Raw genomic sequence first — 11,806 nt, forward strand, 5'->3', positions numbered from 1 at the left:
AATTAGATATTTATGAAAACAGGTATTAACATTGTCTGTTACAAGAGAGGAAAAAAGGAATACGAGTGTTTCGGCATAAGAAAAAGCCGCTATTTTTATAGCGGCTTTTTTTGAAGGTTAAGACAATGATTAGTTACAGATTTTTGACGGCTTGTTTGTAACTAGCTAACGCACCACCATTGTCGCCTAACTGTTCCTGCAACGCCGCGAGTGAGCGCCAGTATTGCGCTTTAGGTAACAGCTTACATAGCATCTGCCAAGCTTCTTTAGCTGCGGCAAAATCACGGGCTCTTTCATATATTCTGGCCATACAGAGTTGATAGTCTGCATGGTTTTCCAGTTTAGGCTGCAGTTTTTGTAGCAATGTCATCAGGTCTGCATCTTCGGTTTGCCAGATATCTGCTGTGGCCTCAAAGACCGGAGCAGATGCCTCTTTTTTTAGCTGCTTGCTGAGTAACTTGATTGCTTCGTCATGTTTACCGTGTTGATTGAGTCCGTTAGCATAGGCCGCAAGATTAGCATCCTCATTTCTTTCTGCCCGACTAAGCCACTGCCAACACTTTTCTAACTCTTGTTCACTGATGTTCGCGGCTTGGCGTAACAGCTCAACATTCACCGCAATGCTCAACTGCTGCCATTCATCATCGCTAAGCACTTTACGTTTTGCCAGTGCAGGAAGGAGTAATTTCAGCGATTGCCAATCTTGTTGCAGACGGTACAGTTCCGTTGCAAGTTTAAGTACTGGAACTTTGCTCTTACTGTTGGGTTGCAGTTTATCCAGCAACTCTCGCGCCGCGGTGACTTCGCCTTGACGCAGAAAGTAGCGGATACGGGTTGTGGTGACTGCGGTAGCGGCCATTGGTAATGTGGCAGCTTTCTCCAGATAGGCATCTCTGGCTTCTATCTTTTGCTGGTATTGTGCTGCTCGGGCTGCGGCTAAATAATTGAGTGCAGGGATCTCTCCCTGCTCGGCGCCTTTACGCATAGCACGCTCCGCTGCTGGCCAGTCTTCTTCTGCTAATGCCAGCGCGCCCACCAAGGTGTGTTTGCGAGCGGCATTACGGCGCCAGCGCTGCGGCAGATAACGGCTGCTGAGAATAATATGCAGCAGGCCAACCAAGAGCCATTCTAATAACTGCAATACCCCGTAAAACACCACCATAGCAATGACAGCAAAGGCAACAGTGGTTTCTAATTGCCAGTCGAGAAATGCGATATACACATAGCCACTCTTACCAACAATAAAAGGGCTAAGGCATAAACCTGCCAGAATAATCAGCAGGTAAACCAATGCTCTGATCATTGTTCAGCCTCCGTTGCTGGTATCAACCGACCATAGGTGACTAATTGCTTTAGCTGAGCGCTGGCTTGGAATTGCTGCACGTTAATAGGATCAAGTGTTAAGTTCGCTAGAGCATCCAGTGCTTGTAACACTTCCTGTGTGTGCTCATCCGCTAAATCATAATATTGTTGGATCCACTTGCGTGCCATGGTGATGGACTGGCGGTAATTCAACGCATTGTATTGGTACAGCGCCAGTTGTGCCTGCAGCAATTTATTGCGGATATTCTCTTCCAGATACCATTCCTGTTTAGGCGATAACAGTGGGGTAATATCAGTATTGATTTTGCGGATTGTAAAGAAGTCTTCGGTTAACGCCTTCCAGGTTTTAGCTAGATTCGTTTTCCAATCTGCGACTGACGCAGACATTGGCTGATTGTCATCCACGGGTGCCTGCTCCGCTTCACCTAACTGATGTAGCGGCATTTTATCCAGCTTGCCGATAATGCCATCCAGTGTGAATATGGTCCCGGCAATGTCGACATTCTTGATCTCTTGTACCTTGGCGATATCTTGTGCCAATGCTTTGCGCAGTGGTGTCAGCGAGGGTTCCTGCATTGCGGCGATACGTTCGTCGGCGGCCTGCAGTAACCCCGCGGCAGTTTGTGGGTCTTTTTCCAGCCACAATTTACGACCAGCTATTCGTACCAGATACTCAGCTTCAGCTGCGAGCCAATGGTTGGGATGGCGCTGCGCCAATGTTGCTATCTTGTCCTGGAGCTGTACCTGGTTTTGCTGTAGCTGCTCAATAGTGGCCTGTTGCGTACTATCCTTCTGTTCTGCTTGCTGTAACTGCGCACTTAGTTTGTGGATCTCTTGTGTTGGAGTCTGCAATGCTTGTTGCATGGAAACGCTGGTATCAGTCAGCAGTTGCGACTGGCGTTGCAATTGCCAGTACAGATAACCACTAGCTGTGCAGGCCAACAGCGCCAATAACAGTGTAAATAACAGCAGCAGGCGTAGCGTTAGCGAACTCCCTGACCGCTGTGGTGCGGTAGCAAGCTTAGGCGGAATATTGGTAGTTTCTTCTGTCTCGGGCTGTGGTAAATCTGAGGGGACGGGCAAATTCTTCTCGTCCTGTGGCTTTTCGTTGTCCATAAAAACAGTCCTTGAACAATAATGGGCAGGCAGGCTGTGTTACAGTGCCAATGCGTTGAGCATGGCTTGACTATTCGCAGCACAAGCATTGGTGACATGGGATAACCCTGCCGCCAGCGCCTGACGTTCTACCCGGATACTGGGAACTATGATATGACATGCCTGCAGCCAAGGAAAATACTCTTTTGGCAGCAGTTTCAACAGATTCTTTAGTATATCGCCGCTGGTGAGCAGAATGGTATCAATACCGAATTTTTGCCAGCTTTGCAGCAGTTGCTGTACATCATAAGTAGGGCAGACGCGGCGGTAGACTTCCCAATAGCTTAGCTGGGCGCCACGTTGGCTGAGAGTATCGCCTAAATCCTCGCGTCCTCCTTGCCCCCTGATGATCAAGATGTTGCGTTGCTTTACCTGTTCGGGCTGCAACAATGGCAATGTTAGCAGCCCTTCGGTCTGCTGCAGTTCAGCGGGGGCGGACTGCACCTCAACACCCAAATCATTGAGTGCCTGACAAGTGGCATCTCCGACCGCAAGATAATGCTTCGCTGTTGGCCAGTCGCCTACCAACTGATTAGCAAATTCAACGGCGTTAGTGCTGATAAAAATGACAATCTCGGCGTTGCGGAAGTAGGTTAGCCCTTGCGCATCGTGGAGCGGCTCTACCGCCAACAGTGGAGTAGTCATGAATGCGATACCCCGCTGGCGCAGGGCATCTTCCATCGACTGGTTACGTCCTTGTGGACGTGTGAGCAGCACTTTCATGCGTGATCTCAGTTATTGCCGTATACCGCATCAAGGATGGTTTTGGCCCCTTTGCTGAGCAGCTCTTCAGCTAGGCTATTACCTAAGGCAACGGCGTCCAGTTTATGACCTTTTACTTCGCCACGGATTACCTGCGAACCGTCGGGATTACCCACCAGTCCACGCAACAGCATATCGTCACCGTCAATTTCAGCATAAGCACCGATCGGAACCTGGCAACCGCCTTCTAGACGGGTATTCATGGCGCGCTCCGCCAGTACTCGATATCGGGTTTCTTTATGTTCCAACGGTGCCAACAAGGCTTTTACCCGTTCATCATCCGTGCGGCATTCAATACCCACGGCACCTTGTCCGTTGGCAGGTAATGAATCTTCAGCAGGGATAAAGCTGGCGATGCGTTCTTTCAGTTCAAGGCGGATAAGTCCGGCCGCTGCAAGAATGATGGCATCATAATCACCAGCATCCAGCTTGCTGAGTCGGGTGCCAACGTTACCACGTAAATCTTTGATGATCAGATCTGGGCGACGCTCACGCAGTTGACATTGACGGCGCAGACTGGAAGTGCCTACGACAGCGCCTTGCGGCAGTTCTTCAATATGTTGATATTTGTTAGAAACAAATGCATCGCGAGGATCTTCACGTTTGCAGATGACTTCCAGTCCTAACCCTTCTGGGAACTCTACTGGCACATCTTTCATCGAGTGAACTGCGATATCTGCCTGTCCTTCAAGCATGGCAACTTCCAGCTCTTTAACAAACAGCCCTTTACCACCGACTTTTGCCAGCGGGGTATCAAGGATCACGTCACCTTTAGTGCTCATAGGTAACAATTCAACCAGCAATCCTGGGTGGATCCTTTCTAGCTCAGCTTTTACAAACTCAGCCTGCCACATAGCCAGCGGACTTTTGCGTGTTGCAATGCGAATACAATTTTCAGACATGCCCGAATATTTCCGTCACAGAGTTTAAATGCGGCAATGCTAACATTGCCAAAAAAATAATGGCACGCGTCATTGCTCAATCTTTGAAATCAAACCGGTTATTTATTGGTGTAATATGTGATCTCTGTCTCATTGTTTGCGCATTATGTGAAAAATGTTAGCATGTTTCCCCATTACGCCTAGGGAAAAATAATGGTCCGGATGATCGACATCTCTCAGCAACAAGCCGATATTGCCGAGCGTCTTAATCGCGTGCGGCTGGCTCGGGCGCATGCGTTGTTTTCTCCGTTGCAAAAGCACTTGTTTACGCTAATCCCTTATCTGCTACATCACCACCATCAGTCGTTGCCTGGTTACAACGGTGAAGCAACGCCCTATGGTGTGACTGATTTCCAGATGACTCCCGGCCTGCTTGACGCGCTGGATGTATTCAAGCTGGAGCCGATACCTGCCGAAGTGCCACAAACGCCCTTGTTGGAGGGGGTGTACGTCATGGGCAGTACCGCCAGTTTCGGCCAGCACCCTAAAAGTGATGTGGACGTATGGCTGGTTTATAACAGTGATCTTGAGTCGCCGGCGGTAGAGCGTTTGCAGCAGAAGAGCCGCATGCTGACCAATTGGTTTGGCGGTTTTGATTTTGAGGTGAACTTCTACTTAGTGCATCCGACCCAGTTCAGCCGCGACTACCAAGAACGCATCCAGAATGAATGGGAAGTGCTGGGACATGAGCACAGTGGCACGGCACAACACTGGCTGTTGTTGGAGGAGTTTTACCGCAGCCACATTCGTTTAGCGGGAAAAACCGTTGCTTGGTGGCCAGGGGCGCAAGCGCAAGCTCAGTATTTGTTTTTCGGGGATGTCCACCGCTTACCGGCGAATGAGTATTTCGGTGCCTCTTTATGGCAGCTATATAAAGGCCTAGAAAAACCGCACAAAGCGTTGCTAAAAGTGCTGTTGCTTGAAGCTTACGCCAGTGACTATCCGGGTAGCCGATTAATCACCGACTCTATCTGGCAAAAAACGTTGGCAGGTGATTTCACCATTGATAATGATCCCTACTTGTTACTCTATCAGTTTATCGAACAATATCTGGTGCGTGTTGGCGATAGCCGCCGATTGGAAATTGCTCGCCGCTGCCTGTATCTGAAATGTGGCATCCGCCTTAGCGATCAGCGGCAATCTCAAGACTGGCGTTATCAACAACTGCGCAAAATGGTGCTTGACTGGGAGTGGCCTTACAGTCTGGTGGTGACATTGGATAACTGCGACAACTGGCATAGTGGTGAGCTGCAGTGGTTCAATGCTCAGCTCAATGAACTGATGTTAGTCAGCTATCAGACGCTGCTACGCTTTGCTTCCATCCACAGCTTAAGCGAGCATTTCAAAATTGAAGATCTGGGATTATTGACCCGTAAATTACACACCTATTTCAGTGATAATGAACAGCAGATCCTGCGGCTTAACCCACTTTGGAGTCAGCACTTAGCGGAAAAACATCTGACAGTTGTCCGCAGTGGACAGGCGCCCAAAAAAAGTTATCTGTATCGATTACCCCCAGATCCTCGGCAGTTTTTCGGCGAGGTTGCCGTCTATAAAGCGTCCAATACTGCCTCGTTAATGGCATGGGCGTGCTTGAATGGTGTGTGTGATACACACACTCGCTGGCATGAATATGGCCGCAGCAGCGCTAGAGGACGGCGACTACGTAGGACCGCTCGGCGATTGTTACCTCACCTTGCTAATCGTCACTGGCGGGTTTCCAAAATGGATCTGTGCCAGCCATGGCATTACCGCAAGTTGCTCTTGCTGCTTAATCTTGACTATGACCCAACGGCTGATTGGTCTGGACAAGGAATTATGTTGGATCTGCTCGGCAGCAATCTGTTATCTGTGGGGCAGCAGCAATTTTGTCTGTTGGGCAGTATTCACCTTATCAGCCTCAATTCTTGGGGGGAATGGCATTGTCATAGCTTTCAGGGGGAACAGGCGTTATTACAGTTGATAAGCTATGTGGCACCCGGACTAAAACGCGGCACCGATAAGGTTGAACTTGATGTGGTGAGTGCGTCTAAAAAAGTGCAACCGCAACTAGAACATTGCTTGTGTCGTTTGATGAAGCAGGTTTATCGATTGATCCGGGATGCTCAGGCGACACGGACATTGGTGCAACCACTGCAACTACGTGACAAGCGTTATGGCCTATTTTTCGATGCGAAGGGGATGAGTTACCGCGATCTTTCAGATGTGAAATCGCTGTATGAACAGATGGTGCGTGGCGAATTACAGCAACCACCGGACACTCTGGTGAATGGTAAAGCCAGTGTAAATGTACCACAAGTGATCCGCGATTTTGCGGTAAAAGGCATACTGCAATATTTTTTACAACAGGGTGATAATGCCCTGGATGTTTACGTGTTGGATGAGCGCAATCAACTGAGTCATTACGTGCAAGCGGGGGCCAATGTTAGCGATCTCGTGGCACAACTAACCCGTCATTATGCTTTTGGCGATACTCAGAATATGCGCGATCGTTTCAACTTCCCGCAGTTTTTTATGCTGGTGCTTGAAGATCACAAAATTACTGCTGTCCCCTTTGGTCTGGCATCCGGCACTGGGCAGTCTGAGTTCTGACTGCCAAGCCCGTTAGCAGCCATTAAAATTGCAGTTGCAAACCGCCTTGCTTGGCAATGGCTTGCTGTACAAAAGGCAAAAACTCCCCGCCGTTGCGACCGTCCAGCCATTTACCTTCAACATAACCGAAATGGTAGCCCCCAAAACGAGTGGCAACCCAAAGCTCATGCAAAGGTTCTTGCTTGTTAATCACTATTTTGGAGCCATCAGGAAATTCCAGTTGCAGTACATTGCCGCTGTTATCGACATCCACATCGGCGTCGTCGTTGTCGATGGCGTGCTCTACCGCGGTTTCAATTAAATCGAACATTTTGTCGGCAAGCTGATGATATTCGCTATCTGTCATAGCCATGCAATTTCTGTCCTTTGCTTTCATTAAGATGAATGCGATTATAAGACTATTGTAAATCCTCTGCACAGATGTTGATTGAAATGAGACTGTTTATCGCGTTAACCATCATTGGCCTATTATTGACGGGCTGCGGTCAGAAAGGTCCTCTTTATAAGAGTCCGGCACAAGAAACCAATCAGGTGCAGCCGGTGCAGCCAGCAACCCCGCAACAGTCAAAGTGAGGGATTATGGATTACTTTAATTTTCGCGAGAAACATCTGTTTGCTGAAGACTGCAGTGTGGCCGAATTAGCTAAACAATATGGCACACCATTATATATCTACTCTCGCGCCACACTGGAACGACACTGGCATGCTTTTGATTCGGCTGTGGCTGAACATCCGCATCTTATCTGCTATGCGGTCAAGGCCAATGCAAACTTAGCTGTGCTCAACTTATTGGCGCGTATGGGCAGCGGTTTTGATATTGTTTCGGGTGGGGAACTGGCGCGAGTGGTCGCTGCCGGTGGCGATCCTGCGAAAGTGGTGTTCTCTGGTGTTGGTAAAACTGCCGCCGAGATGAAAATGGCGCTGGAGCTGGGGATCTATTGTTTCAACGTAGAGTCATTGGCCGAGTTGGAGCAGTTGAACGATGTCGCTGCCGGACTTAGCACTATGGCACCGGTGTCGCTGCGGATTAATCCCGATGTAGACGCTGGCACGCACCCTTATATTTCTACCGGTCTCAAGGAAAATAAGTTCGGCATTGCCATGAATGATGCGGAAGCTGCATTTACCCGGGCGATGGAACTGCCTTATTTACAGGTCAAAGGTGTGGACTGTCATATTGGCTCACAGCTGACAGAATTGCGACCATTTTTGGATGCCATGGATCGGGTTTTGGCATTGATTGATCGGCTCAGTGACAAAGGCATCGACATTCACCATTTGGATGTTGGCGGTGGTTTAGGGGTGACCTATGACGAAGAAACGCCCCCAATGCCTAATGTCTATGCCAGCGCTTTGATGGAGAAACTGCAAGGGCGTGATTTGCAGCTGATCTTTGAACCGGGTCGAGCGATCGCCGCCAATGCTGGCATTTTTGTCACGCAAGTGTTGTATCTAAAAGAAAATGCTGGGAAAAATTTTGCTATTGTCGATGGTGCCATGAATGATCTCATCCGCCCCGCCTTATATGGTGCTTGGCAAAAGATTATTCCAGTGCGGCAGTATCGCAGTGCTCCCAAGGTATATGATGTCGTGGGACCTGTGTGTGAAACCGGAGACTTTTTAGGTAAATCTCGAGAGTTGTCTATCCGCAAAGGGGACTTGTTAGCGGTGCGCTCCAGCGGCGCTTATGGCTTTGTGATGTCGTCTAACTACAACACTCGACCGCGTGCAGCTGAGGTGATGGTAGATGCCGGTAGCCATTATGTGGTGCGTGAACGCGAAAAACTGCCACAACTCTGGCAAGGTGAACACCTGCTGCCGTAAACTACTCCCAGTGACCTTTTTTGCGCCAAGTGGCGACAAAGGAGCAAGATTGATTCAGTTCGCCAAAATGCACGGCTTGGGTAACGACTTTATGGTCGTTGACGGCGTCACCCAGAATGTGTTTTTTTCGCCGGAACAGATCCGCCGTCTCGCAGATCGTAACTTTGGTGTGGGGTTTGATCAGTTGTTGCTGGTTGAGCCACCCTACGATCCCGACCTCGATTTTCATTATCGTATCTTTAACGCCGATGGCACCGAAGTGGAACAATGTGGTAATGGGGCTCGCTGTTTCGCCCGCTTTGTACGTAATAAAGGCTTGACTATTAAGCAGAAGATCCGTGTCAGCACCTCGGCTGGCAAGATGACGCTGAGGTTAGAGCGAGATGGTACTGTGACGGTGAATATGGGGGTGCCCATTACCGACCCTGGTAAAATCCCTTTTAAGGCCAAAAAAGCAGAAAAAACCTATCTGTTGCAGACGGAAGCCCAGACCTTTCTGTGTGGTGCTGTCTCCATGGGGAACCCTCACTGTGTGATTGAGGTGGCGGATGTAGCGACAACGGATGTGGCGCAAATTGGCGCGCTGCTGACCAACCATGAACGTTTCCCGAAAGGCGTCAATGTTGGTTTTATGCAGATAGTCAATGAAGGACATATCAAATTGCGCGTTTATGAGCGCGGCGCTGCTGAGACGCTGGCTTGCGGCAGTGGCGCTTGTGCCGCGGCAGCAGTTGGGCAATTACAAGGCAAATTAGCCAAGATAGTGCGGGTTGACCTTCCCGGCGGCAGTCTGACCATTAACTGGGAAGGCGAAGGCAAACCATTATGGATGACAGGCCCGGCGGAACACGTGTACGACGGACAAATACAATTATGACCGAAACTGTGGCAACCGAAACCGAAGTAAAAGCGCGTATGGATGCGCCATTTGATGAGCAGATTATCCGTGAGTATCTGCTCGACAACCCAGATTTTTTCAGTCGTTTCCCGGAACTGCTGTTGGCGATGGTGTTGCCACATGGTGAACGGGGAACTGTGTCACTGGTCGAAAAACGCCAGGAGATGTTGCGCAGCCGCGTCAATCAGCTTGAAGAAGAGATCACCACGCTGATGTCCATGGCAACCCGCAACGAACGAATTTATCGATTTAATACTCAGTTGTGCCGCAAACTGCTGGATTGTGAAGACATTGGCGAATTACGGCAAGTGCTGACAGCGGAATTGAAAGGTGAATTCCAATTCAGTCATGTACGGCTGATTACCGTGCACGATATTGATTCTGAACTGTCGACAATCTGGCATAAACGGTTAAAGCAAGGCTACTATTTTGGCCGTCTTACTCGTCAGGAATCCCATCGATTATTTGGTACTGAAGTGGGATCAGTGTCACTGGCGCGCTTATCCGAAGACAATGGGCAGGTAATATTTGCCATTGCCAGTGAGGATGTGACCCATTTTCACCCAGAGATGGACAGTATGTTGCTGGAACAGGTGCGGCAGTTACTGGATCATCTGTTACCTAAACTCTGATGATGACAGCACTTGCCGAGTCCCACTGGATAGCGCAATTTGAGCGATTTCTGCGTACGGAACGTCAATTATCTCCATACACTGTCCGCAACTATATGAGTGAATTATTGCGGGTTGCGGCACTACTGCCAGATGTCAGTCGTTGGGAAACTATCGAATTTCAACAACTCCAAAGCGTGCTGGCAAAGTTGCATCGGCAAGGTTTGAGTCCTCGGAGTTTGGCATTAAGCCTCTCTGCGCAAAAACAGTTTTTTACCTTTTTGCTGCGCGAAGGTGCGATCCGCAGTAATCCTGCTAAGTCGTTGTCGGCCCCCAAACAAGCAAAGCCGCTACCCAAGAATATGGATACTGACAGTGTCAGCCATCTGCTGGATATTGAAGTCACTGACCCTATCTCGGCTCGCGATAAAGCGATAATGGAACTGTTTTATTCCAGTGGCTTGCGACTGGCGGAATTGGCAGCATTGGACGTGGATGATGTGGATTTGCCGCAAGCACAGGTGCGGGTTATGGGGAAGGGCAGTAAGGAGCGATTGTTACCGGTTGGCTCGATTGCCGTAGCGGCAATTAAGGTCTGGCTGGGTTATCGGCAATTGCTGCCTTGCGCGGATCGGGCGCTGTTTGTTACCAGTAAAGGGCAAAGGTTAGCGCACCGCAGTATTCAGGCACGGTTGGCGTTTTGGGGACAACAGCAAGTCATTGCTGGACGCGTCCATCCCCATAAACTGCGGCACTCATTTGCCACCCATATGCTGGAGTCAAGTGGTGACCTGCGGGCAGTGCAGGAGCTGCTGGGGCATGCTAATCTGGCGACGACCCAAATCTATACCAGTTTGGACTTTCAACATCTGGCTAAGGTATATGACAGTGCCCATCCTCATGCCAAAAAAGGAAAGTGAGAGGGAGATGTGATGCGCAGTTTTCTCCGTCTTACGCCATTTCGGGCGCTCAGTTTCGATCTGGACGATACCCTTTATAACAATAAGCCGATAATTGCTGCCGCTGAGGTTGAGTTATTGCAGTGGCTGGCACAACATTTCCCAGCGACAACTCAATACAGCCAGGATGATTGGCGACAATTGAAAATGCGAGTATTAGCCGCACAGCCGCAATTGGTTCACGATACCTCGGCCACCCGCCGTGCGGTGTTATATCTTGGGTTAAAGATTTTAGGCTATCAAGATGCCATTGCAGTTAAAGGCGCTGATGACGGGCTGAGTTATTTTTATGACAGACGCAGTAATTTTCGGGTGTCGGCGGAGGTGATTTCGCTGCTAACTCAGTTGTCACAGCGTTGGCCCATCGTCGGTATTACCAACGGTAATGTGAATGAACAAGCCATTGGTCTGGGTGGTGTCATGTCTTTTGTGCTACATCCAGGTAACGGCGTGCGCATGAAGCCATTTGCCGATATGTTTGTCAAGGCGGCCGAACGGCTGGCATTGTTTCCTTCGCAGTTATTACATGTGGGCGATCACCCTATGACCGATGTTGCCGGTGCCCGCCGGGCCGGATGTCAGGCCATCTGGCTTAATCCAGGGTTTGGGCAGGTAGCGGTAAAGTCTTCTGGACCGTTATTACCGCAGTTACAAGTATCTGAGTTAGCGCAATTAAAACAGCTGCTTTAGCCGAATAAAGGCGACGTCCATACACAATTACTCACGTTTAAATTTCTTCAA

General features: G+C 49.4%; 12 protein-coding genes. 7 read left to right on the plus strand and 5 right to left on the minus strand.

From position 1 onward, the window contains the following. Positions 1–133 precede the first annotated feature (133 nt). Genes J3L11_RS14360 through hemC form a run of 4 tightly spaced genes read right to left on the minus strand, consistent with a single transcriptional unit; the run spans position 134 to position 4,142 of the window. Positions 134–1,303 (minus strand): heme biosynthesis HemY N-terminal domain-containing protein, encoded by a 1,170-nt coding sequence (locus J3L11_RS14360; protein ID WP_207571441.1) that lies wholly within the window; start codon positions 1,301–1,303, stop codon positions 134–136. Further along, positions 1,300–2,439 carry a uroporphyrinogen-III C-methyltransferase gene (locus tag J3L11_RS14365; protein WP_207571442.1) on the minus strand — a complete coding sequence of 380 codons (1,140 nt, stop codon included), beginning with the start codon at positions 2,437–2,439 and terminating at the stop codon, positions 1,300–1,302. Before J3L11_RS14365 ends, J3L11_RS14360 begins: the two co-directional genes overlap by 4 nt. 39 nt (positions 2,440–2,478) lie before the next feature. Then, a complete protein-coding gene (locus J3L11_RS14370; RefSeq protein WP_207571443.1) occupies positions 2,479–3,201 on the minus strand; it encodes a uroporphyrinogen-III synthase in 723 nt (240 codons plus the stop codon). An 8-nt stretch (positions 3,202–3,209) separates the two neighbouring features. Further along, the gene (gene hemC / locus J3L11_RS14375) at positions 3,210–4,142 is read right to left on the minus strand and encodes a hydroxymethylbilane synthase (RefSeq protein WP_207571444.1); all 933 of its coding nucleotides are present in this window, start codon (positions 4,140–4,142) and stop codon (positions 3,210–3,212) included. 192 nt (positions 4,143–4,334) lie between these two features. Here hemC and J3L11_RS14380 point away from each other — a divergent pair, with 192 nt between their 5' ends. Further along, entirely contained in the window at positions 4,335–6,773 is a 2,439-nt protein-coding gene (locus tag J3L11_RS14380) for a class I adenylate cyclase (protein WP_242695261.1), read from the plus strand. 22 nt (positions 6,774–6,795) lie between these two features. Here the strand turns inward: J3L11_RS14380 and cyaY are convergent, their stop codons facing one another. After that, entirely contained in the window at positions 6,796–7,125 is a 330-nt protein-coding gene (gene cyaY, locus J3L11_RS14385) for an iron donor protein CyaY (RefSeq protein ID WP_133037455.1), read from the minus strand. 80 nt (positions 7,126–7,205) lie between these two features. Between cyaY and J3L11_RS14390 the strand changes: the two genes are divergently transcribed. The 6 genes from J3L11_RS14390 to J3L11_RS14415 are packed head-to-tail and all read left to right on the plus strand — an operon-like array spanning position 7,206 to position 11,755. Further along, positions 7,206–7,346 (plus strand): lipoprotein, encoded by a 141-nt coding sequence (locus J3L11_RS14390; RefSeq protein WP_242695262.1) that lies wholly within the window; start codon positions 7,206–7,208, stop codon positions 7,344–7,346. 6 nt (positions 7,347–7,352) lie between these two features. Then, positions 7,353–8,597: a diaminopimelate decarboxylase gene (lysA, locus tag J3L11_RS14395; protein ID WP_189618566.1), complete on the plus strand. Its 1,245-nt coding sequence runs from the start codon at positions 7,353–7,355 to the stop codon at positions 8,595–8,597. Positions 8,598–8,646: 49 nt separating this feature from the next. Further along, positions 8,647–9,474 (plus strand): diaminopimelate epimerase, encoded by an 828-nt coding sequence (gene dapF, locus J3L11_RS14400; protein WP_207571446.1) that lies wholly within the window; start codon positions 8,647–8,649, stop codon positions 9,472–9,474. Further along, positions 9,471–10,127: a DUF484 family protein gene (locus tag J3L11_RS14405; protein WP_133037451.1), complete on the plus strand. Its 657-nt coding sequence runs from the start codon at positions 9,471–9,473 to the stop codon at positions 10,125–10,127. Before dapF ends, J3L11_RS14405 begins: the two co-directional genes overlap by 4 nt. Continuing rightward, positions 10,127–11,026: a tyrosine recombinase XerC gene (xerC, locus tag J3L11_RS14410; protein WP_278250743.1), complete on the plus strand. Its 900-nt coding sequence runs from the start codon at positions 10,127–10,129 to the stop codon at positions 11,024–11,026. The genes J3L11_RS14405 and xerC overlap by 1 nt, the downstream gene beginning before the upstream one ends. 12 nt (positions 11,027–11,038) lie before the next feature. Beyond that, entirely contained in the window at positions 11,039–11,755 is a 717-nt protein-coding gene (locus tag J3L11_RS14415) for an HAD-IA family hydrolase (RefSeq protein ID WP_207571447.1), read from the plus strand. Positions 11,756–11,806 lie beyond the last annotated feature (51 nt).

This window comes from Shewanella sp. 4t3-1-2LB, from assembly GCF_017368415.1.
In the GTDB taxonomy this organism is placed as follows: Bacteria; Pseudomonadota; Gammaproteobacteria; order Enterobacterales; family Shewanellaceae; genus Shewanella; species Shewanella fodinae.

What these genes read in the sequence shown, in the direction of transcription:
- J3L11_RS14415 (WP_207571447.1), top strand. Translation starts at nt 11,039, where the DNA reads ATGCGCAGTTTTCTCCGTCTTACGCCATTTCGGGCGCTCAGTTTCGAT.
- cyaY (WP_133037455.1), bottom strand. Translation starts at nt 7,125, where the DNA reads ATGGCTATGACAGATAGCGAATATCATCAGCTTGCCGACAAAATGTTC.
- J3L11_RS14360 (WP_207571441.1), bottom strand. Translation starts at nt 1,303, where the DNA reads ATGATCAGAGCATTGGTTTACCTGCTGATTATTCTGGCAGGTTTATGC.
- J3L11_RS14370 (WP_207571443.1), bottom strand. Translation starts at nt 3,201, where the DNA reads ATGAAAGTGCTGCTCACACGTCCACAAGGACGTAACCAGTCGATGGAA.
- J3L11_RS14380 (WP_242695261.1), top strand. Translation starts at nt 4,335, where the DNA reads ATGGTCCGGATGATCGACATCTCTCAGCAACAAGCCGATATTGCCGAG.
- hemC (WP_207571444.1), bottom strand. Translation starts at nt 4,142, where the DNA reads ATGTCTGAAAATTGTATTCGCATTGCAACACGCAAAAGTCCGCTGGCT.
- xerC (WP_278250743.1), top strand. Translation starts at nt 10,127, where the DNA reads ATGATGACAGCACTTGCCGAGTCCCACTGGATAGCGCAATTTGAGCGA.
- J3L11_RS14365 (WP_207571442.1), bottom strand. Translation starts at nt 2,439, where the DNA reads ATGGACAACGAAAAGCCACAGGACGAGAAGAATTTGCCCGTCCCCTCA.
- J3L11_RS14390 (WP_242695262.1), top strand. Translation starts at nt 7,206, where the DNA reads ATGAGACTGTTTATCGCGTTAACCATCATTGGCCTATTATTGACGGGC.
- J3L11_RS14405 (WP_133037451.1), top strand. Translation starts at nt 9,471, where the DNA reads ATGACCGAAACTGTGGCAACCGAAACCGAAGTAAAAGCGCGTATGGAT.
- lysA (WP_189618566.1), top strand. Translation starts at nt 7,353, where the DNA reads ATGGATTACTTTAATTTTCGCGAGAAACATCTGTTTGCTGAAGACTGC.